This window comes from Propioniciclava sp. LT432 (assembly GCF_059515965.1).
This window is the reverse complement of the sequence record NZ_JCAKNE010000020.1, coordinates 1-23,262: the sequence shown is the minus strand read 5'-3', so window position 1 is coordinate 23,262 and position 23,262 is coordinate 1. Positions and strand designations below refer to the sequence as shown.

The 23,262-nt window shown below is 72.1% G+C and carries 21 protein-coding genes and 1 pseudogene; 6 read left to right on the top strand and 16 right to left on the bottom strand.

Annotation, left to right across the window (positions count from 1 at the left end; all coding sequences use genetic code 11):
* Genes AC5YDV_RS12315 through AC5YDV_RS12295 form a run of 5 tightly spaced genes read left to right on the top strand, consistent with a single transcriptional unit; the run spans position 1 to position 8,927 of the window.
* A complete protein-coding gene (locus tag AC5YDV_RS12315; protein WP_496192497.1) occupies positions 1-852 on the top strand; it encodes a PP2C family protein-serine/threonine phosphatase in 852 nt (283 codons plus the stop codon).
* Positions 853-854: 2 nt separating this feature from the next.
* Positions 855-2,192: an FHA domain-containing protein gene (locus AC5YDV_RS12310; protein ID WP_496184002.1), complete on the top strand. Its 1,338-nt coding sequence runs from the start codon at positions 855-857 to the stop codon at positions 2,190-2,192.
* A complete protein-coding gene (locus AC5YDV_RS12305) occupies positions 2,189-3,835 on the top strand; it encodes a serine/threonine-protein kinase (RefSeq protein ID WP_496184003.1) in 1,647 nt (548 codons plus the stop codon). The genes AC5YDV_RS12310 and AC5YDV_RS12305 overlap by 4 nt, the downstream gene beginning before the upstream one ends.
* Positions 3,832-4,557: a hypothetical protein gene (locus AC5YDV_RS12300; RefSeq protein WP_496184004.1), complete on the top strand. Its 726-nt coding sequence runs from the start codon at positions 3,832-3,834 to the stop codon at positions 4,555-4,557. Before AC5YDV_RS12305 ends, AC5YDV_RS12300 begins: the two co-directional genes overlap by 4 nt.
* Positions 4,554-8,927 (top strand): type VII secretion EssC family protein, encoded by a 4,374-nt coding sequence (locus AC5YDV_RS12295; RefSeq protein WP_496184005.1) that lies wholly within the window; start codon positions 4,554-4,556, stop codon positions 8,925-8,927. Before AC5YDV_RS12300 ends, AC5YDV_RS12295 begins: the two co-directional genes overlap by 4 nt.
* A 45-nt stretch (positions 8,928-8,972) precedes the next feature.
* Here the strand turns inward: AC5YDV_RS12295 and AC5YDV_RS12290 are convergent, their stop codons facing one another.
* The 16 genes and pseudogenes from AC5YDV_RS12290 to AC5YDV_RS12215 all read right to left on the bottom strand — a co-directional run bounded on the left by AC5YDV_RS12290 (position 8,973) and on the right by AC5YDV_RS12215 (position 21,798).
* On the bottom strand, positions 8,973-9,371 hold the full coding sequence (locus tag AC5YDV_RS12290) for a hypothetical protein (protein ID WP_496184006.1): 399 nt from the start codon (positions 9,369-9,371) through the stop codon (positions 8,973-8,975).
* Between the two features lie 5 nt (positions 9,372-9,376).
* Positions 9,377-10,810 (bottom strand): WXG100 family type VII secretion target, encoded by a 1,434-nt coding sequence (locus tag AC5YDV_RS12285; protein ID WP_496184007.1) that lies wholly within the window; start codon positions 10,808-10,810, stop codon positions 9,377-9,379.
* Between the two features lie 3 nt (positions 10,811-10,813).
* The gene (locus AC5YDV_RS12280) at positions 10,814-11,614 is read right to left on the bottom strand and encodes a hypothetical protein (protein ID WP_496184008.1); all 801 of its coding nucleotides are present in this window, start codon (positions 11,612-11,614) and stop codon (positions 10,814-10,816) included.
* Between the two features lie 12 nt (positions 11,615-11,626).
* Positions 11,627-12,349 (bottom strand): hypothetical protein, encoded by a 723-nt coding sequence (locus AC5YDV_RS12275; protein ID WP_496184009.1) that lies wholly within the window; start codon positions 12,347-12,349, stop codon positions 11,627-11,629.
* Positions 12,346-12,834, bottom strand: coding sequence for a hypothetical protein (locus AC5YDV_RS12270; RefSeq protein ID WP_496184010.1), 489 nt, complete (start codon positions 12,832-12,834; stop codon positions 12,346-12,348). Before AC5YDV_RS12270 ends, AC5YDV_RS12275 begins: the two co-directional genes overlap by 4 nt.
* The gene (locus tag AC5YDV_RS12265) at positions 12,834-14,024 is read right to left on the bottom strand and encodes a WXG100 family type VII secretion target (RefSeq protein WP_496184011.1); all 1,191 of its coding nucleotides are present in this window, start codon (positions 14,022-14,024) and stop codon (positions 12,834-12,836) included. The genes AC5YDV_RS12270 and AC5YDV_RS12265 overlap by 1 nt, the downstream gene beginning before the upstream one ends.
* A gap of 134 nt (positions 14,025-14,158) precedes the next feature.
* Positions 14,159-14,443, bottom strand: coding sequence for a hypothetical protein (locus AC5YDV_RS12260; protein ID WP_496184012.1), 285 nt, complete (start codon positions 14,441-14,443; stop codon positions 14,159-14,161).
* 125 nt (positions 14,444-14,568) lie between these two features.
* A complete protein-coding gene (locus tag AC5YDV_RS12255; protein WP_496184013.1) occupies positions 14,569-15,246 on the bottom strand; it encodes a helix-turn-helix transcriptional regulator in 678 nt (225 codons plus the stop codon).
* 37 nt (positions 15,247-15,283) lie between these two features.
* Positions 15,284-15,556: a hypothetical protein gene (locus AC5YDV_RS12250; RefSeq protein WP_496184014.1), complete on the bottom strand. Its 273-nt coding sequence runs from the start codon at positions 15,554-15,556 to the stop codon at positions 15,284-15,286.
* Between the two features lie 215 nt (positions 15,557-15,771).
* The gene (locus AC5YDV_RS12245; protein WP_496184015.1) at positions 15,772-16,194 is read right to left on the bottom strand and encodes a DoxX family membrane protein; all 423 of its coding nucleotides are present in this window, start codon (positions 16,192-16,194) and stop codon (positions 15,772-15,774) included.
* Positions 16,195-16,339: 145 nt separating this feature from the next.
* Entirely contained in the window at positions 16,340-17,068 is a 729-nt protein-coding gene (locus AC5YDV_RS12240; protein ID WP_496184016.1) for an enoyl-CoA hydratase/isomerase family protein, read from the bottom strand.
* Entirely contained in the window at positions 17,065-18,267 is a 1,203-nt protein-coding gene (locus AC5YDV_RS12235; protein ID WP_496184017.1) for a CaiB/BaiF CoA transferase family protein, read from the bottom strand. The genes AC5YDV_RS12240 and AC5YDV_RS12235 overlap by 4 nt, the downstream gene beginning before the upstream one ends.
* A gap of 94 nt (positions 18,268-18,361) precedes the next feature.
* A pseudogene (locus AC5YDV_RS12230) lies at positions 18,362-19,096 on the bottom strand (amino acid ABC transporter ATP-binding protein); the annotation flags it as partial.
* Positions 19,093-19,776 (bottom strand): amino acid ABC transporter permease, encoded by a 684-nt coding sequence (locus tag AC5YDV_RS12225; protein WP_496184018.1) that lies wholly within the window; start codon positions 19,774-19,776, stop codon positions 19,093-19,095. The gene AC5YDV_RS12225 and the pseudogene AC5YDV_RS12230, both read right to left, overlap by 4 nt.
* A gap of 1 nt (position 19,777) precedes the next feature.
* A complete protein-coding gene (locus tag AC5YDV_RS12220; RefSeq protein ID WP_496184019.1) occupies positions 19,778-20,650 on the bottom strand; it encodes a transporter substrate-binding domain-containing protein in 873 nt (290 codons plus the stop codon).
* A 383-nt stretch (positions 20,651-21,033) separates the two neighbouring features.
* Positions 21,034-21,798, bottom strand: coding sequence for a dihydrofolate reductase family protein (locus AC5YDV_RS12215; RefSeq protein WP_496184020.1), 765 nt, complete (start codon positions 21,796-21,798; stop codon positions 21,034-21,036).
* A 173-nt stretch (positions 21,799-21,971) separates the two neighbouring features.
* On the opposite strand from AC5YDV_RS12215, the gene AC5YDV_RS12210 reads away from it, so the two are divergent.
* Entirely contained in the window at positions 21,972-23,162 is a 1,191-nt protein-coding gene (locus AC5YDV_RS12210) for an integrase catalytic domain-containing protein (RefSeq protein ID WP_496182577.1), read from the top strand.
* The last annotated feature ends 100 nt before the right edge of the window (positions 23,163-23,262 follow it).

The window sequence follows — 23,262 nt, the reverse complement described above, 5'->3', positions numbered from 1 at the left end:
GTGACCCCTGGCCCCCAGGTGGACGTTCGGAGCGGGGCGGCCACCGACCCCGGGCGGCTGCGCGACCACAACGAGGACGCGTTCTGGGCCCGCCGCCCCTTCTTCCTCGTCGCCGACGGCATGGGCGGGCACACCCGCGGGGACGCCGCCTCCGCCGAGGCCGTCCGCCAGTTCGCCCGGATCACCGGTGAGTGGACCAGCACCGACCAGGTGCACCACGCCGTCGCGACCGCGGCGTCCAACATCGAGGCGCTCGCCGGCGCCGGACGCGCGCCCGGCACCACGGTGGCCGGGGTGGCCCTCACCCAGCAGGGGGGACGCCCCTACTGGCTGGTGTTCAACGTGGGCGACTCGCGGGTCTACCTGCTGCGCGACGGACGCCTGGAGCAGGTGAGCGTCGACCACTCACGGCGGCAGGAGCTGATCGACCTCGGCCTGGAGGAGCAGTCCCTGACCGTGGGGCGCAACGTCATCACCCGTGCCCTGGGTGCCGGCGCCGGCGGCGCCCCCGCGGTCGACCAGTGGCTGCTGCCCCTGCAGGAGGGCGACCGGCTCCTGGTGTGCTCCGACGGGCTGAGTTCCGAGCTCACCCCGATGCTGATGACCGCCATGTTGCGCACGCTGCTCGACCCGGACGAGGCCGCCCGCAGCCTGGTGCGCGCGGCCGTCACCGCGTCCGGGCGCGACAACGTGACCGCGGTGGTGGTGGACGCCGTGTCCGTGCGTTGGGCCGCGGCGTCCGACGCCGACGAGCACACCCTGACCGAACCGAGCGCCGACGATGACGACACGGTCACCGAGCAGCAGCCGAGTCCGTGGGCGCCCCGGCGCGTCGCGGGGGGAGAGGACTGAGCATGCACACGTTGTGGTTCGAGGGGAGCGACCACGGGCTGGTGTGGTCGCACGGCCTGGCGATCGTGTCCGGCGACGTCGGGATTCCGGCCGTCGTCGCGATCTGGGAAGGGTTCACCGAGGGTGGGGACCTGGCGGGGTTCCTGAAGCTGTTGAGCACCCACACCGGCACGGACGTGCTGTCGTTGCCCGACTTCGCGATCGCGCTGCGCACCCGGTCGGGCGACTGGCAGCTGGCGGCGCGCGGCGCGGCCGAGGCGCAGGTCGACGACGAGGTCGTCCGCGGCGCGGGCATCACCACGTGGACCGAGCGGTTCGTCCCCGGTGGGGACGGCGCGCGCGTGGGCAGGGTGGGGGATCCCACCGACGGACGCCCCGTGGTCGCCGGGCTGGTCCTCGCGTCCGGCCTGGCGTGGGGTGCCCGCGTGCCGGACGCCGGCGTCGGCCACGCCGCCCCCGCGGAGGTGGCGCCCGTCGCCCTGCTGGACCTCCCCGCCTCGGCCGACGACCTCCTCGGAGCACCACAGCCGGACGCCGCGGTCGCACCGGCGGAGCCCCTCCCGCGGGACGACGCGGACACCTGGGACCCGGTGCTCGTCGTCGACCAGGAACCCGAGGAACCGGCGGAGGCACCCGCCCCCGGGGGCAGGTTCGCCCGCCAGTACGGGGACACGGAGATCTTCAGCGTCGAGGACGCCGCCATCCGCGGCGACCAAGACGGCGAGTTCATCTCCTCGGTGCCCTCCGAGACCGACCGGACGCCGGACCGCCCCGCGCCCGCGGCGTCCGCCGATGAGTTCGCCGACCACGACGGCCACACCGTGCTCGCCGCCGACTTCGCCGAACGGCCCACTGCGCCGGAGCCGGAACCGGAGGACGTGCCGCCCGGGGAGCACGCCGTCCTCGGCATCCGCTGCACCGAAGGGCACGCCAACCCGCCGCACCGGGACACGTGCCATGAGTGCGGGGCACGGCTCGGCGGCGAGCCGTTCCGCATGCCCCGCCCCTCGCTGGGACGCCTCCGGGTGCCCGGCGGGGAGGTGGTCGACCTGACCACCCCGGTGATCGTGGGCCGCAACCCGCGGGTGGACCGCCACCAGGGCTCCGACCTGCCGCGGCTCGTGCCGTTGTCCCAGGGGCACGTCTCCAGCAACCACGTCGAACTGCGCCTGGAGGGCTGGCACGTGCTGGCCGTCGACCTGCACTCCACCAATGGGACGTTCCTGCGCCGCCGCGGCGAGGCGCCCGTCCGACTGGGGGAGCGCCCCGAACTGCTGATGGACGGCGACGTGCTCGACCTGGGCCATGGGGTCCAGCTCCTCCTCGAGGGCCTGCGATGAGCCGGGCCCCGTCGACGCCGCCGCGGCTGGACGGCTACGAGTACCTGGGCGTCCTCGGCACCGGCGGCTTCGCCGACGTGTTCCAGTACCGACAACTGCGCCCCCGCCGCGAGGTCGCCGTGAAGGTGCTGCTGCGCGGCCTCGGCGAGAACGCGGTGCGCCAGTTCGAGGACGAGGCGAACGTGATGGCGCTGTTGTCCAGCCATCCCTCGATCGTCAGCATCCACGCGGCGGGCATCGCGCCCGACGGGCGTCCGTACCTCGTGATGGAGAGTTGCCACCCCCGCCACCTGGGGGCACGGCTGCGTCACCACCCGCTGTCGGTGGGGCGGGCCCTGGAGGTCGCGATCCAGATCGCCGGGGCCGTGGAGACGGCGCACCGCCTCGGCATCCTGCACCGCGACATCAAGCCGGCCAACATCCTGTTCACCGACTTCGGACGCCCCGCGCTGACCGACTTCGGCATCTCGGCCGCGGACGGTGGCAGGGGGGCGGCCGCCTTCTCCGTGGCGTGGGCCCCGCCGGAGCAGATCGCCAACGGGCCGATGGGCGTGGAGGGTGACGTGTACTCCCTCGCCGCGACCGTGCACGCCATGCTGACCGGGCACAGCCCCTTCGACGTGCCCGGCGAGAACAACGCGATGGAGTTGGCCCAGCGCGTCCAGACGATGCCGGCCCCGCCCACGGGACGCGCCGACGTGCCCGACTCGCTGGAGGGCGTCCTGCGCACCGCGCTGTCCAAGCGTCCGGAGCAGCGGTATGCGTCCGCCCTGGAGTTCGCCCGGGCACTGCAACGGGTCCAGGCCGAGTTGCACGAGTCCGTCACCACGATCGACGTCCGGGACGACCGTGCCGAGGACGAGGCCACCACCTACGCCGAAACGGGAACGCGGGTCACCGGCTTCGCGGTGATCGACCCCGAGCTGTCGACCGACACCAACTCCGGCTGGCTCGACAGCGGCACCCGTGGCACGCGGCAGACCGACCTGCGCACGGGCGAGCTGGACGCCGCCCCCTCCGGGACCGCCTCTTCCGGGACCGCCTCTTCCGGGACCGGCCCGTCCGGGACCACCGGCCAGACCGGCCCGCGGGTGCTGCAGCACGGACGCGGCTCCGCACCCGCCCGGGAGCCCCTGGAGTTCACCGGCCCGGCCATCCCGCAAGTCGCCCCCGACGACACGTTCATCGTCACGCCCGGCCGGCCCGTGCCCGGGGCGTCCGCGGAACCCGAGCCCGAACCGGCCAGGCGGCTCCCCCTGGTGCTCGCAGCGGTCGCGGCTGTCGTCGTGATCGCGCTGGGCGGCGCCTGGCTCGTCACCGGCACGGGCAACGCCACCGTGGCCCCGACACCGTCCCCGGTCGTCCCCCAGGGCCGGGACCCGTTCGACGCCGTCCGTCAGCCCACCGGCCTGACCGGGCAGGCGACGGGTGACCAGGTCACGTTCACCTGGACCAACCCGGCGCCGGAACCCGGCGACACCTACCTCTACCGGGTGGTGCTCCTCGACGGGGAGGCCGCGGTCCAGGAGACCACCGAGACGACGGTGACCGTCCCCGCCCGGCCCCAGGCCACCTGCCTCGAGGTCGCCACGAAGCGATCCACCGGCCAGTCGTCCCCACCCTTGAGAAAGTGCGTGCCATGACCGTTCCGCGCCTCGTCGTCGACTTCGCCGGGGAACTCCACGAACCGGATCCCGAGGGCGTCTTCGTCATCGGCCGCACCGGCGACCTGGAGATCGACGACAACCCCTACCTGCACCGTGCCTTCATCGAGATCACGTCCGCCGACGGCCTGTGGTGGTGCAGCAATGTGGGCGGACGCCTCGCCGCCCACCTCACCGACCGGCACGGGCTGCTGCGCACCACCCTGTCCCCGGGGGCTCGCCAGCCGCTGGTCTTCCACCAGACGGCGCTCACCTTCGCGGCGGGGTCGACCAGCTACGAGGTGCTGCTCACCACCGACGGACCCGTCGCGGAGCCGGTGCGCGGCGCCCAGGTCGGCGGGGACACGACGATCTCCCACGCCGCCCTGACCGACAGCCAGAAGCTGGCCGTGCTCGCGCTGGCCGAGCCGCTGCTGGAGCGGGTCGGGACGGGGGCGTCCCAGGTGCCGTCGGCGGTGGAGGCCGCGGCTCGGCTCGGTTGGTCGCAGACCCGGTTCAACCGCAAGCTGGACAACGTCTGCGACAAGCTCGACAAGGCCGGCGTCGCCGGGCTGCGGGGCGGGCCGGGCAACAGCGCCGCCAACCGGCGGGTGAGCCTGGTCGAGTACGCGGTCTCCACGCTGCTGGTGACGAGCGCCGACCTGCCGATGCTGCGGGCCGAGTGCCTGGCGAACCACTCCGGGGCGGGGGCGCAGGCATGAAGCTCCGCGTCCTGTTCCGCAAGCCCGGCGACCGGGTCCCCCTGCACGTCCAGGTGACGGCGGACGCCACGGTCACCGCCGCCGACGTGGCCCGGGCCCTGCTCAAGGGGCCGACGGCGGACGGCCCCGTGGAGGAGGCGGACCGGCCCACCCTGCAGGTCACCGACCAGGCCGGACGCGTCACCGTCCTGGCCCCCACCCAGCCCGTGGTCAGTTCCGGGCTGGTCTCCGGCGCGGTGCTGGAGGTCGTGCCCGGCGCCTCCCGGTCGGCCGACCGCGGCGAGGCCGTCGCGCTGCTGCGCGTCCTGGCCGGTCCGGACGCCGGCGTCGAGGTGCCGCTGTACGCGGGAACCTCCACGATCGGCCGGTCCGCCGACAGCACGGTTCGGCTCACCGACCCGCTGGTGTCGAAGGCACACGCCCGGATCGAGATCGGTGACACCGTCGAGGTCGTGGACGCCAACTCGGCCAACGGCGTCCTCGTCGGGGGCGTCCGCACCCCTCGTGTGGCCGTGGGACCCGGCGACCCCTTCGTGGTCGGCGACACGACCGTGACGATCAGCTACGCCCGGCGTCCGGACCAGGCGGCGGCGTCCAGCACGGACGTGGAGTACATCCGCTCCCCGCGCGTGCTGCGACGACGCCAGGGCGAGGAGGTCGAGCTGCCGACCCCGCAGAAGCCGCAGAACGCCCAGCGCTTCCCGATGCTGGCGATGATGGCTCCGATGTTCATGGGCGTCGGCCTGTTCGCGGTCACCCAGTCGCCGATGAGCCTGCTCTTCATCCTGTTCAGCCCCCTGATGCTGATCGGCACCTGGGCCGACCAGGTGTTCGACCAGCGGCGGCAGCGGCGCGAGAACGACCTGGCCTACGACACCCGGCTGGCGGAGGTCGACCACCGGCTCGGGCGGATCCACCGCGAGCAGCGCGACCGGTTGCGCGAGGCGCACCCCACCGTGGGGGAGTGCGTCGAGCAGATCGGACGCCTCGGCGACCTCGTGTGGACGCGCCGCCCCGAGCACCCCGAGTTCCTGCAGGTCCGGCTGGGTGATGGTCCCGTGCGGCCGCTGGTGGAGTTCGCCAACGCCGACTTCGACGCGGCCGAGCGGTACACCCGTCCACGGGACCTGCTGCTGGCCAAGTACGCCTGGATCGCCGATGCCCCCGTGGTCGCCGACCTGCGCGGTGTCGGCGGCGTGGGCATCGCCGGCACCGCCGGGGTGGCCGAGGGCGTGGCCCGCGCGATCGTGCTCCAGGTCGTGACCCTGCACTCGCCGAGCGAACTCGTCGTCACCGTCCTGACCTCCACCGCGGGCCGCGAACGGTGGCGGTGGGTCGAGTGGCTGCCGCACGCGGCGTCCCCGCAGTCGCCGACCGGCGCGCTGCAGCTGTCCAGCGAGGGCGCCACCGGACGCCTGCTGCTCGAGCGCCTCGAGGACGTCATCGCCACCCGGTCCCAGGACCGGGAGGGCCCCGTCCTGCCGGCCGTGCTCGTCGTCGTCGACGAGCCGCTGGTCGACCGGGGACGGCTCACCCGCCTCGCGGAGGACGGGCCCGCGGTCGGCGTCCACGTGCTGTGGGTCGCCGCCGAGAAGCGGCTCATCCCGGCGGCCTGCCGCACCTACCTCGACCTGGGCGACGGGACGAGCCCGGTGGTCGGCATGGTCCGCGACGAGGTGATCGTCGGCCCGGTCAAGGTCGAGGCGGCGGACGCCGAGACCGCGGCCCGCGTCTCCCGGCGGCTGGCGCCGGTCGTCGACATCGGCACCCCGACGGTCGACGAGTCGGACGTGCCGCGCCTGGTGTCGGTGGTCAACCTGCTGGGGGCGGAGACCGCCACGGACGCCGAGCAGATCCTGGTCCGGTGGCGGGAGAACGGGTCGCTGGTGGACCGGAACGCTCCCGCCGGGCCCCGGGAGCGCGCGAGCGACCTGATGGCCATGGTCGGCCACACCGGCACCGACCCCTTCACCCTCGACCTGCGGGGCCAGGGTCCGCACGCCCTGGTGGGCGGGACCACGGGGTCGGGCAAGTCGGAGTTCCTGCAGGCGTGGGTGCTGGGGCTGGCGAACCGGTACAGCCCCGATCGGCTGACGTTCCTGTTCGTCGACTACAAGGGCGGGGCCGCGTTCGCCACGTGCACCGACCTGCCGCACAGCGTGGGCATGGTGACCGACCTCTCCGACCACCTCGTCCGGCGTGCCCTGCGCAGCCTGCGCGCCGAGATCCGGCACCGCGAGGAGTTGCTCAACCGCAAGGGCGTGAAGGACCTGATCGACTTCGAGCTGACCGGCGACCCGGCCTGTCCGCCGGCACTGGTCATCGTCGTCGACGAGTTCGCCGCATTGAAGTCCGAGGTGCCCGAGTTCTACGACGGCATCGTGGACGTCGCCCAGCGCGGCCGTTCGCTCGGCCTCCACCTCATCATGGCGACCCAGCGGCCCGCGGGCGTCATCACCGACAGCCTCCGCGCCAACACCAACCTGCGGGTCGCCCTGCGGATGAACGACGACGCCGACTCCACGGACGTCCTGGGTGACCCGATGGCGGCCCGCTTCGACCCGACGATCCCCGGGCGCGCCGCCGCCCGGACCGGACCTGGCCGCATCACGCGCTTCCAGGCCGCCTACCCCGGGGCCCGCACCTACGACGAGCCGCCCGTCCCGCCGATCCAGGTGACCCAGCTCGACTTCGGCCTGGGGCGTCCCTGGAAGGTCGCCACCACCAGCCACGACGGGCCCCAGCCCGAGCGCGACATCCACCGCGTCGTCGCCGCGATCCGGGACGCCTCCCGATCCGGTCGCGTGCGGACGCCGCGGCGTCCGTGGCTGGAGCCGCTCGCCGAGCTCTACAACCTGGAGAACATGGGCCAGCGGACGGACACCGAACTGGTGCTCGGCGCGATGGACGACCCGGACCGCCAGCGTCAGGTCGTCACCCACTTCCGCCCCGAGGAGCACGGCTCGGTGCTGTTCATCGGCGCCGGCGGTTCCGGCAAGACGACCGCGCTGCGCACCCTCGGCGTGGCCGCCGGCATCACCCCGCGTGGGGGGCCGGTGCACGTCTACGGCATCGACTTCGGTGGCGGTGGCCTGTCCATGCTGGAGCGGCTGCCCTACGTCGGGTCGATCGTTCCCGGCGACGACGAGGAGCGCCTGACCCGCCTCATCCGGTGGCTGATGGCCACCGTCGACGAGCGGGCCGCCCGCTACAACGCGGTCCGGGCGTCCGGACTGAGCGAGTACCGCAGGCTGGCCGACCGGCCGGATGAGCCGCGCATCCTGGTGCTTCTCGACAACTTCGGGGCCTTCCGCACGGAGTACGACACGACCGTGGCCCGCCTGGCCGTCTACGAGGGCTTCCGGCGGGTGGCGGCTGACGGCCGTGCGGTGGGTGTCCACGTGGCGATGACCGCCGACCGCGGCATGACGGTGCCCCGGGCGGTCCAGGTCGCCTTCCAGCAGCGGGTCGTGCTGCGGCAGGCGAACGAGGAGGGGTACGGCGAACTCGACGTCCCCTCCGACGTGATCACCCCGCTCAGCCCGCCCGGGCGCGCGATGCTGCAGGACAATCCGGAGGAGATGCAGATCGCGATCCTGGGGGAGGATCCGAGCCCGCTGGCGCAGAGTCGCCTGATCGAGGAGCTGGCGCGGGAGATCGCGCCGCGCCTGAAGGGGCGACCGTTCCAGATCCGCTCGCTCCCCGAGCAGGTCGACCCGTCCACGATGCCCGCCGAGGTCGGGGGCAGGCCGGTGCTCGGTCTGGAGGGCCAGTCGCTTGCGCCGATGGGCTTCGACCCGACCGGTGTGGTGCTGGTCACCGGCCCCCGCGGGTCCGGACGCACCGCGGCCCTGCTCTGGCTCGCTCACTCGCTGCGCCGCTGGCGTCCGGGCATCGAGCTCTACCTGCTCACCCCGCGGACGTCGTCCTTGGCGACCTGGAACGGGTGGACGCGCGTGGCGCGCGGGGCGACCGAGGTGGACGCCCTCGTGGCGGACACGTTGCTGCCGCGGGCGGGGGAGGACGCCGAGGCGGGCGGCCGTCCGTGGGCGGTCATCGTGGAGAACGTGCCCGGCTTCGTGAACGGGCCGGCCGAGATGGGGCTGGCCGACCTGGTCGTCGCCGCGCGCCGGAACGGACACATCCTGGTGGGGGAGTCGGAGGTCGGCGAGGCCGGCAGCGGCTTCAGCTCGGTGATGTCGGAGCTCAAGCAGCCGCGAGCCGGACTGGGGCTGCAGCCCGACCAGGAGGACGAGGTCGTGTTCCGGACGCCGCTGGGGCGGGTCAAGCGGGCCGACTTCCCGCCCGGCCGGGGCCTGTGGGTGCAGGGCGGCAAGATCTGGCGCGTCCAGCTGCCGCGGGTGGAGTGAGGGCGGGCGTCCGCGGCGTCTCCGCCGTCCGCCGCGTCAGCCGCGTCAGCCGAGCTTCTCGCGGATCTCGCTGAAGTACGTGGGGTTGGCCAGTCCGAGGTCGTGGCTGGCCACCCCTTCCGTCTGGTTGGACACGCCGCATGAGACCATCGAACCCTCCGCGTCGTTCGCCTCGGCGGCCAGAGTCCGCAACACGTCGGTCAGCACGGCCTTCAGGGCGTCCGTGTCGGGGGCGTCGCTGGTGAGGCGGCACTGGTAGAGATTGACCATCCCGGCGTTCGTCACCTCGAGCGAGCCACCGGTGACGCCGGAGACCGCCAGGAGGATGGGCTCCATTCGGGCCTGACGTTCCTCGCGGGATTCCGACGGGCTCCCGCAGCCGGTGAACAGGCCCCCGAGCGCGACGGCCACGGCGAGCAGGGCCCCGAGCTTCTTCACATCCATGGACCCTAGCCCTTCGTCTCCACGGCCACGGTGGACGTCGTGGTCCCCTGGAGGTAGTTGGTGAGCCCGTTGTCCCACAGGTAGTGATCGACGGTCTGCTGGTGGTGGGGCGAGAGGTGCCGGACGTCCCGGGCGTACCCCGACTGCTCGTGGTTCGCCGGCATGTCGAAGGACGCGTCGCCCTTGGGGGGCAGGAGGACCTCGCTGAGGGTGCCCTCGTGGCTCGGCAGCCAGGGCAGGACGGGCGCCCCAGCGAAGTCGAGTTGCGGGACGGGATCCCCGAACTGCTTCAGGTTGCCGTCCTGAATGAGGTTGCCGTGAACGAAGGACAGCACCGGGGCCGAATCCCGGTGCAGGTCGGCGGCGTGCACGGGGGAGCCGAAGGTGATGACCCCGTCCACGTGGTAGCGCGAGGAGAAGTCGTGGTCGGCCGCGAGGTTGGCCGCGATGATGCCACCCTGGCTGTGGCCGGTGAGGAGGATGTCCGCGCCGTCGGGGACCCCGGCCGCCTCGATCGCCATCGCCACCGCCCGGGCGTTCGTGGCGTCGCCCTTCTGGGTGATGCCCCACAGGTTGGCCGCCCAGTCGCGGGCGTTCTCGTTGCCGCTCCACCCGTCGATCTGGCCGAGCTCTGCCTGGGTGCCGGGCACCGAGACGACGTATCGCGTCTGGCCGTCGGGGCCCACGATCGTGTCCACGCGGACGCCGTGGTCGTAGGCCGACATGGTCGCGTCGGTGAGCGAGTTGAAGTCGGTGATCGGCCGGGCCGTGGGGTCTGCGGTGAGGTTGGTGGCCGGTCCCACGCCCGCGTCACCGGGGGACAGGAACTCGTGGTCCTTGCCGGTGAGCAGGTTGGCATGGGCGCCGAACCAGGTGCCCCAGACCAGGGCTCCCGAGGCCAGGACCTCGGTGAGCTGCGGCGGATGCCCTTCGAAGGTGTCCAGCCACACCGATGCCCACGCGCCCCCGGCCTGGCCGTGTCGCGCCAGCCCGGCTCCGTAGGCCTCCACACGGGGGACGACGAAGTTCGCGATGTCCTCGCCGCGATCACTCAGCCAGTCGAGCCCGTCCTGGGTCCACCCGAACGGATCTGGCCCCTCGGAGCCGCCCGGTCGCGCTGGTGCGGGGCCGGTTGTGGGGGAGCCCCCCGACCCCTTGGCCCCGAGCTCGTTGCTCGTCCGCTCCTGGTCGTCGGCGTTGCGACGGGCGGCCTCGGCGAGGTCGCGCAGGTTCTGGGAGGCATCCTCGGTGACGCGACGGAGGCTTCCGGCCCAGCGGTCGTGGAAGGCGGCGACATCGTCTCCCCGCCAGGAACGCTCGGCGACCCGCATCAGTCGGTCGATGTCGCGGGCGGAGTTCTGCAGGGCGTCCGCCTGCCGCTCGAGGCGTCCGGCCAGGCTGCGGATCTCGGCGATGTTCATGCCGGTGAGGGAGGACATGACTCACGCCCCCTTCCCGGCGCCCAAGGCGTCGAGGACGCCGAGGAGCTGGTACTCGAAGGTGAACGCGAGGTCGCCCGGTCGGACCTCCTCGAAGGGGGAATCCTCGGAGAAGGTGGCGCGGAACAGGTGCTCGGCCGAGGCCAGGTACCACGCGAAGGCGAGCTGGGGACCCTCGCGACCCATCGTCGTCCACGCCCAGGAGATCGAGGCGTCGTCCGCGCCCAGGAAGTCGTGCAGACGCCCGGACGACCGCTGTTGCAGGGTCCGGAGCACGTGGTCCGCGGGGTGTGTCCTCGCCTGCTCCCGGGCCCACGCGAGCATCGGCTCGGGCAGGCGGACGGGCTCGGCGTTCTGGGCGCTGGTCTGGCGCGTCGGGGCCTGGATCGTGTGCAGCGGGGGCAAGACACGGCGCAGCAGCGTCCAGGGGTGGTCCCGGGTGACCGACACCTCGAGCCGGTCGTCACGCCCGGTGGTCTCGACGCTGCCGTCGGGGAGGGGCGCGGTGGTGAAGCGCTCGAGGACGCAGACGTTGACGGGGCCCAGCGCGAGGGAGGCCCGGTGGAGCAGGCCGTTGTACGTCGCCGTGCACCGGACCGAGCTGGGGGTGTCCAGGAAGGAACGGATGAGGCCTGCCCAGCGATCGTGCAGGGCACCGGGAGCTGGGGCGAGTCCGGCGGCGACGAGGGCGTCCCATGCGACGTCGCTCACCGGGGTGGTGTCGCCGGCGACCAGCCGGCAGGCGGCGTTCCATGCCAGGAGCGGGACGCGCTGGGCGTGGACGGCGGGGGGTTCGGCGGTCATGTCACACCCGGCTCAGCCGAGAGCTTCGGGGAAGGCCAGCGGGATGACGACGGCCGCGATGGCGACCAGGAAGCCGAGGCCGCCGTTGACCAGCCCCACGAGCGCATCCGTGGACAGGGCGGGCCGGGCCTCCGTGCGCTCGAAGACCGCCTTCACGGCGGCGCTCACCGGCGAGGTCGTCACGGTCCGCGTGGTCACCCCGCCCGCCCCGACGGTGACGCGCGCGGACGCCGCGGCCCGGCGTCCGCTGGACGCCTGACGGCGTCCCCAGAGGCCGCCGCGGCGCTCGTCGAACTCCTGGTCCAGGCGCAGGTACCTGCCGGGCGTACCGGTGGCCGCCAACGTCGTCCGCCACCGGAAGCGACGGACAGAGGGTCGTGCGCCCGGCTGCAGGAAGTGACCGCTGTCGTATTCGACGCGGACGGAGTCCGGGCTGGTGAAGACGCGGTGGGGGGTGTCCCTCAACTCCGCGTCGAGGACCTCGGCCATCTGCCGCACCTGCGCGTTCCCGACGGCGGCGTTCCCGGCGTCGTCGAGCGGGAGGAAGGCATCCTCCGGCGGCAGCTCCTCCCGGAAGAAGCGTGGCACCAGGGCGAGGTTGACCACCCCGAGGACGAGGAAGGGAGTGCCGATCACCCAGCGCAGCGTGCCGGGCACGAACGTCAGGACGAGGACGCCGGCGGCGATGAACACCACGCCCAGGATGGCGGTGACGAGGGCAGGGAGGCGGCTCAAGGCGTGGGCTCCTCGGTCACGGTGGCGCTGCCGACGAACGCGTGGAAGTCGGCGCCGTACTCGTGGATGGTCTCCCGCTCCGCGGTCAGGACCAAGGCCATGGCGAAGGTCCGGCCGTGCTCACCGTCGGAGGCCGGCATCGCGACCACGACCTGCCATTGGGCGAGCTCCAGCGCTGGGAGGTCGTCGGCGTGCAGCGAGAACAGGACCCGCTGGAGCAGGCGTCCCTCGCCCAGCCCCGACAGGTCGGTGTCCGCCGTGGCGTCCGGGGCCAGTCGGCGCACGTCGGCCAGCAGGGCGGAGGCCGCGTCGGTCAGCGTCTCCTCGGGCAGAAGGGCCGTGACGGTGACGGAGATGGTGGGACGGAAGTACTCGAAGTCCCCCTTGCGCTGGGCCTGGAAGTGCGTGCCCGGTGAGGGGTCCACGACCTGCCACCGCTCCGGGGGGAGGGTCAGGGTGAGCCGGGGTGCTGCTGGGTCGGTCATCAGAACAGGCCTCCGAAGAAGTCGCCGGCCGCGTCGGCCGCGTCGGACAGGGTGTTGCCGACCTTGTTGAGGTCGATGGTGACGCCACCGCCGAGGGAACCGCCGATCCCGAGGGCGGCCCCGACGTCGGCGCCGATGGACAGCTTGCCATCCTGCCAACCGAAGTCGACGTCGAACTCGACGCCGACGCCGGCCCAGGCCTCGGCCGATCCGGTGACGCCGACGCCGCCGACGTCCAACGAACCCTTCGCCTCGGCCTTGGCCCCGGCGAACGCCTCACCGGACAGGCTGGCTCCCTGCGGCCCCAGGGCGACGTGGCCCTCGGCCTTGGCGCCCGCCATGACCTCGGCCTCACCGGCAGCGGACAGCGGTCCGAGGTAGGCCTCACCCTTGGCCGAGGCGCTGGCACCCAGCAGGATGCCGCCGCTGGCGGTGAGGCCCGCCGCGGTGCTGTACGCGAGGGCGCCCTCGGTCTTGACGCCGGCCAGCGCCTCGGCCTCGTAGGCGGCCCCGGTGGTCTCGTTGCCCGTCGAGCCGGTCGCCGAGGCACTCCCGCCGAGGTGTTGCTGCTCGTGGTCGGCGATCGTCAGGCTCACGTTGGTCGGGACGTCGGGGCCGTTCGTCCCATCCTGTCCCTCGAAGTCGCCGAGGTTGTCGTCCTTCTCGAAGCCGTCATCCCACGTGGTGCTCCTGGACGTCTCCGTCAGCGTGGGGTCGTCGCCCAGGGCGTCCTGGACGTCCGTGCTGTGCTCGAAGGAGTGGGCACGGGTGCTGGTCCACTTCGGCAGGTCGACGCCGGCCGGCGGCTTGGACACGCCGTGGTCGTTGTCCGACCAGTCGGTGCCGACCGGCCGGCCCTGCCCCTCCTCGCTGCCCCCGTCGCCGCCACTGGGGGTGACCCCGAGGCCGGACGACTCGAGGTCGTTGGAGATGCGCTCCTGGTCGTCGGCGTTGCGGATGATGGTCTCGGCCAGCGCCCGGACGTCCAGCGCCGCCCGCTGGGCGGTGACGCGCAGGTCCCGCTGCCAGCGGGAGCGGAACTCCGCGATGTCGGGGCCGGACCAGCTCTGGCCGGCCTGCTGGACCAGCCGGTCGACCGCTTGGGAGCGTTGCTCCAGGGCGTCGGCCTCGCGGCGCAGGCGGGCCGCGATGGAGCGGACCTCGGCGAGGTTCATGCCCTGGAGGCTCATCTGGGGGCTCCTCTGCGCCTGGTGGGGGACTGTTCGGTCATGACTCCGTCCTGCGGGGTGGGGGTGGGTGGATCACCTCACGGTCCTGGACGCGGGGCGTCCAGGACCGTGCGACGTGGCCGGGGGAACCGGGCTCAGAGGGCGGAGGAGGTGCTGCTCTGGGTGCTCGCGTTGCGCCGAGCGATGGAGGCCAGCTGCTTGAGCTCGGCGGCGAGGCTGTTGAGCTTGGCGCGGTAGTCGCCCTGCCACTTGGCCTGGAACTGCCTGGCGTCGTTGCCCTTCCAGTTCTCCTCCGCCTGCTGGATGAGGCGGTCGATGGCCGTGATGGACTGCTGGATCTGGGCGGCCTCGCGGTCGAGTCCGGGGGCGATGGTGCCGTTGACGACGTCGACGTTCATGCCGTGCGTGATGTTGGCCATGGGGCTCTCCTTCGTGGGGGATGGGGGTGACCCGGTCGGGGTGGGTCTTTCCCTGATGTCCAGAACCCTAGAGGGGCGACCGAGGGGCGTCGATGGGTTGTCCAACACCCCCCGCGCCGCACGCCTCAGCGCTCGACCCGGCCCTCCAGCACCACGCAGCACCGATCGGGCGCCGGGTCGAGGCTGGCCTCCACGTCGTCGAGGGACCCCACGACGCCCTCGATCAGGCGCAGGTTCATCGTGCAGACCAGGTCCGTGTGCTGCTGGGCGAGCACGTGGAAGGGGCAGTTGAGCAAGGTGCAACGCGATCCCTCACGGCGCGGCTCGTACCCCTGCCGGGCGAGGAGCTCGCCCACGCGGTCGAGCGCGTCGCCGCTCACCGTCGCCAGCTCGGACGCCAGCGCCCGGCCCCGCTCGGCCGCCAGCTCGCCGAGCCGGGCCGCGGCGTCACCCCCGGTGGTGCGGGTCTCGTCGATGGCGGCCGCCAGCAGCCCGCCCGCGAGGGCGTAGTCGCGCCCGGGCAGCGACACCGAGACCTCGCCGGCCGCCCGTACGTAGAGCTTGCTGGGACGCCCGGCGCCCGGGCCCGTCCGGCCGCTGGTGCGGGCGTAGTGCGCGTCCAGCAACCCGTCCGCCAGGAGGCGCTCGAGGTGGAACTTCACCTTGTGGCGGGGCAGGTCCAAGGCATCGGCCGCCTGGTCGCGGCTGACGGGCTCGTGCTGGGCGCACACGTGGTCGTAGAGCCTGCGGCGCACCGGGTCGGCGAGTGAGGCGATCCCGGCCACGGGGTCTCGGTCAGCCATCGGATTCCTCTCTCCCAGCGGATGCTGCGTCCCGACCCTACGCCGCGACGGCGCACGCGTGGCCGTCGGCGTGGCGGTGCAGGCGGCCCACGATGCCCTGGTCCGGCCACGGCACGCCTGCGCGGCCGGAGAAGAATTCGTGCCTCATCCGACGCGTGGTGGGGATCAGGTCGGCGACCCGGCGGAAGTCGAGCGCGGACCGGCGCAGGGTGCACGGCGTCGGCAGGTGCACGACCAGGCCTCGCTGCGCGGCCGCGTGCGCCTGGGCCTCGGCTTGGGTGCGGGTCAGGATCCGCAGGGCGGTCGCCATGGACTCCACGATCGTGCGCGGGGGTGCGTGACCTCGCAGGGCCCCGAGGAGTCCAGGACGATCGCCGAGCGGACGCCGAGGTCGAACACGTGGTCGACGGGCAGGTCGGCGACCAGGCCGCCGTCCATCAGCGTGCGCCGCCCCCGCTGAGCACGAGGCCCAGCGGGGGCGGGAACGCACTCACCCCGACGGTTGTGCGGGCGGGGCTGACCGCGTCAGGAGCCGTCCGCATCGCGGGAGAGGAACCACAGGGCGGTCGCCCCGGCGAGGAGGCCGAAGTCACGCAGGGCCACGTCGAAGTAGCCCGGCAGGCTGAGGAGGTTCACGATGATGCCGGCCAACCACGCGGCGACCAGGAGGCTGCCCCAACGGGGTCGCAGCGCCACGACGATGCCGGCGATGATCTCCACGACGCCGACCGCGTACATGGCCTGCTGGGCTGTCCCGGGCACGATCCCGTCGATCCACGGCGCGAGGTACTGGGGCCAATCGGTGAGGAGGTTGAAGAACTTGTCGAGCCCGAACACGATCGGGGCGACGGTGAACACGGTGCGCAGCACACGGAAGGCCTGTCGCGAGGCAGGTGGGAGGCCCTGGGCGGTGGGAGTCACTGCGTGGGTCTTGGATGTGGTGGTCATCACGAACTCCCCTCTAACGAGTAGATAACTAAACGTTAGACTTGGGGAGATGTAACGTCAAGAAGTTTCTTCGATAGAGATTCGGGTGCGGCGGACCGGCCCCGGGAAGGTCGTATCACGACCCGTCGAGGCGGCCCGCCCTCCCTCAGGCTGACTTCAACCGCGCGTTGGCCAGGACCGAGCTGTCGCGGGTGTTGGCCGTGAACCGGGCCGCCCGCTGGGCCTGCTCGATCGTGGACGTCTGCGTGTCGGCGTCGATCAGCGCCTTCAGCGCCTGCACGCAGGCGGGGTCGTTGCCCGCCACCAGCTCCGCGAGCTCGCGCGCCTTGGCCAGGGCCTGGCCGGCGGCGACGACCTCGCTCACCAGGCCGGACGCCAGCGCCCGTTCCGCGTCGTAGGCGCGCGCGGTCAGCAGCAGGTCGGCCACCACCTTGGCCGGCACCCGCTTCGTGAGGAAGGTGGCCCCACCGCCGGTGACGCCCAGGCCGGCCTCGGGGTAGCGGAACTGGGCGCCCTTCCCGGCGACCGCGATGTCGGCGGCCTGGCTCAGGACGAAACCACCGCCGACCGCGTGGCCCTCGACCGCCGCGATCACCGGCTTGGACAGCGGCGTCCCGAAGTTCGGGTAGGCGGGGTCGTCGTTGGTGGGCGGGTTGTTCAGGTCGGCACCGGCGCAGAAGGCCCGTCCGGCCCCGGTGATGACCGCTGCTCCCCAGTGCCCGGCCTCGAACGTCGCGTAGGCCTCGGCCAAGGCGTCCACGACCTGCTGGTTGAGGGCGTTGAGCTTGCTCGGCCGGTTGAGGGTGATCTCCAGGTGGGCGCCGCGGTCCTCGACGAGGACCGGGGCGTCGTGGGGGGTCAGGAACTGGGTCATGCCGTGGCTCTCTCGTCGTCGTCGTGGTGGATGCCGGGGCCCCACGCCCCGGCTGCGATCTCGGCGCGCAGGGCCTCCGCGTCCGCGCCCAGGGCGGGCACCGCGGGGGCGATGGCGGGACGCCGCTCGCCGTTGACCCGGAACGGCACGTTGAGCGCCGGGTACTCGCTGCCGTCCTCGCGGCGGGCGGTGGCGAGCATGCCGCTGGGGCGCAGCACGTCGCCCGCGAGGATGTCCCCATAGCTGCCGACGACGCCGTGGGCGATCCGGATCGACTCCAGGGCGGCCCCGGCCTCGGCCACCGTCCAGCCGGTCGCGGTGACGGCGTCCTGGATGAGGTCGTGGAGCTCGGCCTGGTGGTCGACGCGGGCGTCCAGCGTGCCGAAGCGGTCGTCAACCAGGAGGTGCTCGAGCCCCAGGAGCTCGAGCAGGGCCTGGAAGTGGTTCGCCAGGTAGGCCGACAGGATGATGTACCCGTCCGCCACGGCGAGGATCTCGGCGGCCGGGGCCACGTCAGGCTCGAGGTTGCCGATGCGCTCGGGCTCGACCCCGGTCTGCAGGTACTTCGACCAGTAGGCCTGCTGCAGCTGGACGCCGCCCTCGAAAAGCGAGATCTCCACCTCGCTGCCCTCGCCCGTGCGCAACCGCTGGACCACGGCGGCGAGGATGGCCTGGACCAGCGCCTCCCCGGTGATGGTGTCGACGGGGGAGTAGGGCACCTTGAGCGGCCCGGACTCCGGCGTGCCGCTCACCCAGATCATCCCGCTCTCGGCCTGGCCGATGCCGTCGAAGCCCTTGTCGTGGCGTCGGACGGTGTTCGTCGGGAACCCGGTCACCGAGCCGTAGATCACGGCGGGGTTGGCGCCACGGATGCTCGCGGCGTCCAGGCCGTGCTTGGCCATCGAGGACGCCGAGACGTTGTGGAGCACGATGTCCGCGCCGGTCGCCAGGACCTGGGCGGTCTCCTCGTCGGCCGGGTCGTTCAGGTCGAGGGTGATGGAACGCTTCCCCCGGTTGAAGGCGTAGAACATGACCGCGCGGTTGTTGCCCGATGACGGACGCGTGGGGTCCCCCTTCGGTGGTTCGACCTTGACGACCTCGGCGCCCAGTTCGGCCAGGCGCTGCCCGGCGCTGGGGACGGCGATGAAGTGGCTGAACTCGACGACACGCAGCCCGGCCAGTGGCTTGAAGGCACCCACGTCAGCTCACCGCCTGCGTCACGAGGGCCAGTTCGTCCAGCGCCCGTGCGGCCTCACGCTCGCGACGGTCGCCCGGGTGGGCATCGCCGACCCGGACCTGCTGCAGGAACTGCCGCAACCTCGGGGACTGCGGGTTGGTGAGCACCTCACGCGCCGGACCCTGTTCGACGATGGAGCCGGCGTCCATGAAGACGACGCGGTCGGCGACCTCGGCGGCGAAGTTCATCTCGTGGGTGACGATGACCATCGTGGTGTGCTGTGCCGCCAGCTCACGGATGACCGAGAGCACCTCGCCGACGAGCTCGGGGTCGAGGGCCGAGGTGGGCTCGTCGAACAGCAGCACCTCCGGTTGCACGGCCAGCGCGCGTGCGATGCTCACGCGCTGGGCCTGACCCCCGGACAGCGTCACCGGGTACTGCCGGGCCACCAGCTCGTCGAGCCCCACCCGCTGGAGCAGGTCCAGGCCGAGGCGTCGGGCGTCCACCTTGGTGGCCTGCTTGCGGAGCAGGACCGCGTCGGTGACGTTCTGCAGGGACGTCCGGTTGCGGAACAGGTTGTAGTGCTGGAAGACCATCGCGCTGCGCGAGCGCAGGACGGACGCCGAACGGCGCGTGATGGCGCCGGAGCTCACCTCGGCGTCCCCGATGCGGATGTGGCCGCGCTGTGGTGTCTCCAGCAGGTTCAGGCAACGCAGCAGCGTCGACTTGCCCGAGCCGGACGGGCCGATGATGGCCGCCACCTCCCCCTCGGCGACGTCGAGGTCGATGCCCTTGAGCACCTCGTGGGAGCCGAAGCTCTTGTGCAGGTCGCGGACGTGGATCTTGTTCATGCTGTCACCCTCGTGTACGGGACGCTCAGGCGTTTCTCGACCAGCCCCAGGAGCAGGCCGGTGAGGACGACGACTCCCCAGTAGAGGAGTCCGAGCGTCAGGTAGGTCTCGAAGTAGCGGAAGTTCTCGGCGGCCAGCATCTGGGCGCTGGCGAACATCTCGGTGATGCCCAGGGTGAAGACCACGGAGGTCTCCTTGACGAGCCCGATGAAGATGTTTCCCGTTGCCGGGAGGGCGTTGTAGGCGGCTTGCGGGATGATGTAGCGCCGGTAGACCTGCGCCGAGGACAGCCCGGTGGCCAGGCCCGCCTCGTACTGCCCGCCCGGCACGGACACCAGTCCCGCGCGGAAGATCTCGGCGAGGTACGCCGCCTGCTTCAGGCTGAGCCCGGCGACCGCCGCGGTGACGGCGTCCATGGCCGACATGGCGGGGATGATCGCCGGGAGCCCGAAGTAGATCAGGAAGAGCTGCACGAGCGTCGGGATGCCGCGGAAGAACGAGATGTAGACCCGTGCCACCTGGTTCAGCCCCGGGGCCTGGGTGAACCGGATGATGGCCAGCACCAGCCCCAGAAGCACGCCGAAGAACATGGCGGCGATGGCCAGCAGCAAGGTGGTGGGGAGGAACCCCACCAGCACCGGCAGGCTGTCGAGCATGTACTGCGGGTCGAATCCGCTCACGTCAGGCCTTCGCGGGCGAGGTGATCTCGTCCGGGTTCGGGGTCGTGAAGTCGCCGCCCTCGGGCTTGGTGCGGTCGTAGGTGAAGTACTTCTGCGACAGCGCCGACAGGGTGCCGTCGGCCTGCATGGCCTTCAACTGGGCCGAGATCTCCTCGGCGAGTTGGCGACCCCGCTCGGTGTTCGCGAACGGGAAGCGCGTCTGCTCGTAGCTCAGGATGCCCTCGATCCACTTCAGGCCCAAGCCCTTGTTCTTGATCTGGGCGATCGTGCTGCCGCGGGGACCGGCGAGCACGTCGGCGCGTCCGGTCTGCACCTCCTGGAGCGCGCTGGCTGCGGTGTCGAAGCTGCGCAGGTCCACCGTGTACCCGGATTCGGCGATCCACTTCTTGGCGACGGCTTCGTTGGTGGAGCCGGCGCCGGTGGCGATGCTCCCGCCGTCGAGGTCGGCCAGGCTGTTGATCTTGTCGTTGTCGGCCTTGGCGGCGAAGCCCACCCCGTCAAAGGCGTAGGCACTGGTGAAGTAGTAGGACTTGCCGCGCTCCGGCGTCCAGGTGATGTTGGTGGCGGTGGTGTCGATGCGGCCGGCGGTCAGGGCCGGGATGAGGCCGGGGAAGTCCATCGTCGAGTACTCCACGGTGTAGCCGGCGCGCTTGGCCGCCTCGCGGATGACGTCGGCGTCGAAGCCGACCTGCTGGCCGCCGTCGGCGTAGCTGTGCGGGTAGCTCGTCCCGGTGCCGGCGACGCGGATGACCTTGTCGCCCGCCGGCGCGGGGGCTCCCCCCGCGGTGGGCTGGGTGGCGCTGCCGGGAGTGGAGCAGGCGGCGAGGACCGACAGGGAGAGTGCGGCGACGACGACGGAGAAGGTGCGGTTCATGGGTGTCCTTGTGTGTTCTGGGTGCGCGGGGGCGCGTGTTCGGTGCGCGGGAGCGCGTGGTCGGGTGTGCGGCTGGGGGTCGTCCTGTCGGGACGTCGCTGCCAGGGCAGGGGGATGCAGAGGACCGGACCGGGGGTCAGGGGTGCACGACTGGACAGGGTCCCGCATCGACGGCAGGAGCCGGCTGTCCGATCAGGAGGGCAGGCGGAGGGCCCGACCCTTGAGTTCCCCGGCGGTCAGGTTGTCAGAGACAACACTTGGAGCCGCGGAAGAACTGCAGGTCGAGGTAGCGTCGGCCAACCAGGACTGCGTGCATGGGGAGGAGTCTAGGACGCCGTGCGGCCGAGGCCTGCACGGTGTCCACTGGTTGCCGTGGCGCCGGTTCAGGAAGAGCGGTCGCCGCTCGCAGCCACCGCGTACCGCAGGAAGACCTCGTCGTTCCCGCCCAGCACGTCGAGGAGGGTGAGCGCCACCGGTTCGGGGTACTCCGGCGTGTGCAGGATCCGGAGGCCGTCGCCGCCGACCAGCAGGGGCGAGACGGTCAGGAACAACTCATCGACCAGCCCTGCGGCGACGAGGTGACCGAGCGTGCTCGGTCCACCCTCGCTCAGCACCCGCCCCAGCCCGGCGCCCTGGAGGCGCGCGATCGCCGTCCTCAGGGAGGGGCGGCCGTCCGGGCCGGCGTCGACCTCCAGGAAGTGCGCGCGTCCCTCCAGTCGGGTGCGGTCCGAACCGGGACCGGTGATCACCCACGGGCGCTCGTCGGGCCCCGCTTCCGCGAAGGCGGGCAGGGCCGGGTCGAGGTCGAGGCTCTCGCTCAGGATGGCCAGCACCGGCCGCGCTGCCTGGCCCCGGGACGCGCGGATCGCCGCTGCCTCCGTGGGCAGGTCGATCACGCCGTAACCCTCGGCCCGAATGGTTGTCGCACCGACGAGGAGGACGTCGCACCAACCCCGCAGGGCGTTCAGCAGCACCTGGTCGGCGGACCCGGTGAGGTCGCCCACCCGGCCCCGGATGGTGGCCCGGCCGTCCACGGAGGAGACCATGTTCGCCCGCACCCCGGGCCCGGCGCCGAGCCGCTCGAGCAGGGCCCCCAGACCCAACGGTTCGCCGGCGAGTGGGCGGTGGTGCAACGAGGGCGTGTCCATGGGACCTCCGGATCGGTGGTGGCGCCACTATGGCAATCTCCCGCGCCTGCGACAAGGGAACGAGTTGACTCACCTAAGACCTCCGCTTCGAGGGGGTCGTTGCCTCAGGTGAGTTTCTCCGGTTCGGGGGTGTCGTTGCCTCGCGTAAGGGTCTCCGCCTGAACGATCCGGGGATGGAGCTGACCTTGAGCGAGCGCAGGGCTGTCACGGTGAAGAAGGCGTTGGCCTACAAGGGGGCGGACCGGGCCGGGAAGTCGCGGATCCTGGACGAGTTGGTCGAGTTGACGGGCTGGCATCGTGACTATGCGCGGGCGGCGTTACGGGAGGTGCTGGTCGTCAAACCGGTCCGGCCTCGCAAGCCGCGGTCGCGGGTCTACGGCGATGACCTGCTGCCCGCCCTGGTGCGCTGTTGGACCCTGTTGCGGGCGCCGGCGGGGAAGATCCTGGCGCCGTTCATGCCCGTGCTGGTGCCCCTGCTGCGGGTGGAGGGGGAGATCGTCTTGGACGACACCCAGGCCGAGTTGTTGGCCGGTATCTCGGCGGCCACGATCGACCGGATGCTCGCCGGGGAGCGGAAGCGGATGACGCTACGCGGCCGGACGCACACCAAGCCGGGGTCGTTGTTGAAACACCAGATCCCGATCCGCACGTTCGCTGACTGGGACGATGCGACGCCGGGGTTCGTCGAGATCGACCTGGTCGCCCACGACGGTGGGGTGGCCTCGGGTGAGTACTGCTACACGTTGACGATGACCGATGTGGCGACGGGGTGGACGGTGAACCGGTCGGTGCCGAACCGGGCCCGTCGGTGGGTGATCGAGGCCATCGACCACGCCGCCGGGATGTTCCCGTTCCCGATCGTGGGGATCGATTCCGACAACGGGTCGGAGTTCATCAACCACCACTTCCTGCACTACTGCGAGACCCGCAAGATCACGTTCACGCGCGGGCGGGCGGGGAAGAAGAACGACGGCTGTTACGTGGAGCAGAAGAACTGGGCCCGGGTGCGGGAGTTGGTCGGCTACTACCGGTACGACACCGACGCCGAGCTCGAGCTGCTGAACCGGATCTGGGCGTTGGATGACGCGTTCGCGAACTACTTCCTGCCCAGCCTGAAGCTGGCCTCCAAGCACCGCGACGGCGCCAAGGTCGTCAAGAAGTACCACCAGGCCGCCACCCCGCACCAGCGTGCCCTCGCCCACCCCGCGACCCGGAAACGGCCCGTGATCACGATGAACGCCCGGTTCAAGAAGCTTCGCCTCGGTGCCCTGCAACGCGAGATCCTCCACCACACCGGACGCCTCGAAGCCCTCGCCCAGGCCAAGGGCCGTACCGCCCGGCAACGCCGTGCCGCGACCGGCTGAACCGGAGGAGACACGTGAGGCAACGACTCCTGCCGAACCGGAGGTCACAGGTGAGGCAACGACCTAATCCATCCGGAGGTATTGACATGAGGCATCACGG

Coding starts and splice junctions, on each gene's coding strand:
- AC5YDV_RS12310 (WP_496184002.1), top strand. CDS start 855: ATGCACACGTTGTGGTTCGAGGGGAGCGACCACGGGCTGGTGTGGTCG.
- AC5YDV_RS12305 (WP_496184003.1), top strand. CDS start 2,189: ATGAGCCGGGCCCCGTCGACGCCGCCGCGGCTGGACGGCTACGAGTAC.
- AC5YDV_RS12300 (WP_496184004.1), top strand. CDS start 3,832: ATGACCGTTCCGCGCCTCGTCGTCGACTTCGCCGGGGAACTCCACGAA.
- AC5YDV_RS12295 (WP_496184005.1), top strand. CDS start 4,554: ATGAAGCTCCGCGTCCTGTTCCGCAAGCCCGGCGACCGGGTCCCCCTG.
- AC5YDV_RS12290 (WP_496184006.1), bottom strand. CDS start 9,371: ATGGATGTGAAGAAGCTCGGGGCCCTGCTCGCCGTGGCCGTCGCGCTC.
- AC5YDV_RS12285 (WP_496184007.1), bottom strand. CDS start 10,810: ATGTCCTCCCTCACCGGCATGAACATCGCCGAGATCCGCAGCCTGGCC.
- AC5YDV_RS12280 (WP_496184008.1), bottom strand. CDS start 11,614: ATGACCGCCGAACCCCCCGCCGTCCACGCCCAGCGCGTCCCGCTCCTG.
- AC5YDV_RS12270 (WP_496184010.1), bottom strand. CDS start 12,834: ATGACCGACCCAGCAGCACCCCGGCTCACCCTGACCCTCCCCCCGGAG.
- AC5YDV_RS12265 (WP_496184011.1), bottom strand. CDS start 14,024: ATGAGCCTCCAGGGCATGAACCTCGCCGAGGTCCGCTCCATCGCGGCC.
- AC5YDV_RS12260 (WP_496184012.1), bottom strand. CDS start 14,443: ATGGCCAACATCACGCACGGCATGAACGTCGACGTCGTCAACGGCACC.
- AC5YDV_RS12255 (WP_496184013.1), bottom strand. CDS start 15,246: ATGGCTGACCGAGACCCCGTGGCCGGGATCGCCTCACTCGCCGACCCG.
- AC5YDV_RS12250 (WP_496184014.1), bottom strand. CDS start 15,556: ATGGCGACCGCCCTGCGGATCCTGACCCGCACCCAAGCCGAGGCCCAG.
- AC5YDV_RS12245 (WP_496184015.1), bottom strand. CDS start 16,194: ATGACCACCACATCCAAGACCCACGCAGTGACTCCCACCGCCCAGGGC.
- AC5YDV_RS12240 (WP_496184016.1), bottom strand. CDS start 17,068: ATGACCCAGTTCCTGACCCCCCACGACGCCCCGGTCCTCGTCGAGGAC.
- AC5YDV_RS12220 (WP_496184019.1), bottom strand. CDS start 20,650: ATGAACCGCACCTTCTCCGTCGTCGTCGCCGCACTCTCCCTGTCGGTC.
- AC5YDV_RS12215 (WP_496184020.1), bottom strand. CDS start 21,798: ATGGACACGCCCTCGTTGCACCACCGCCCACTCGCCGGCGAACCGTTG.
- AC5YDV_RS12210 (WP_496182577.1), top strand. CDS start 21,972: ATGGAGCTGACCTTGAGCGAGCGCAGGGCTGTCACGGTGAAGAAGGCG.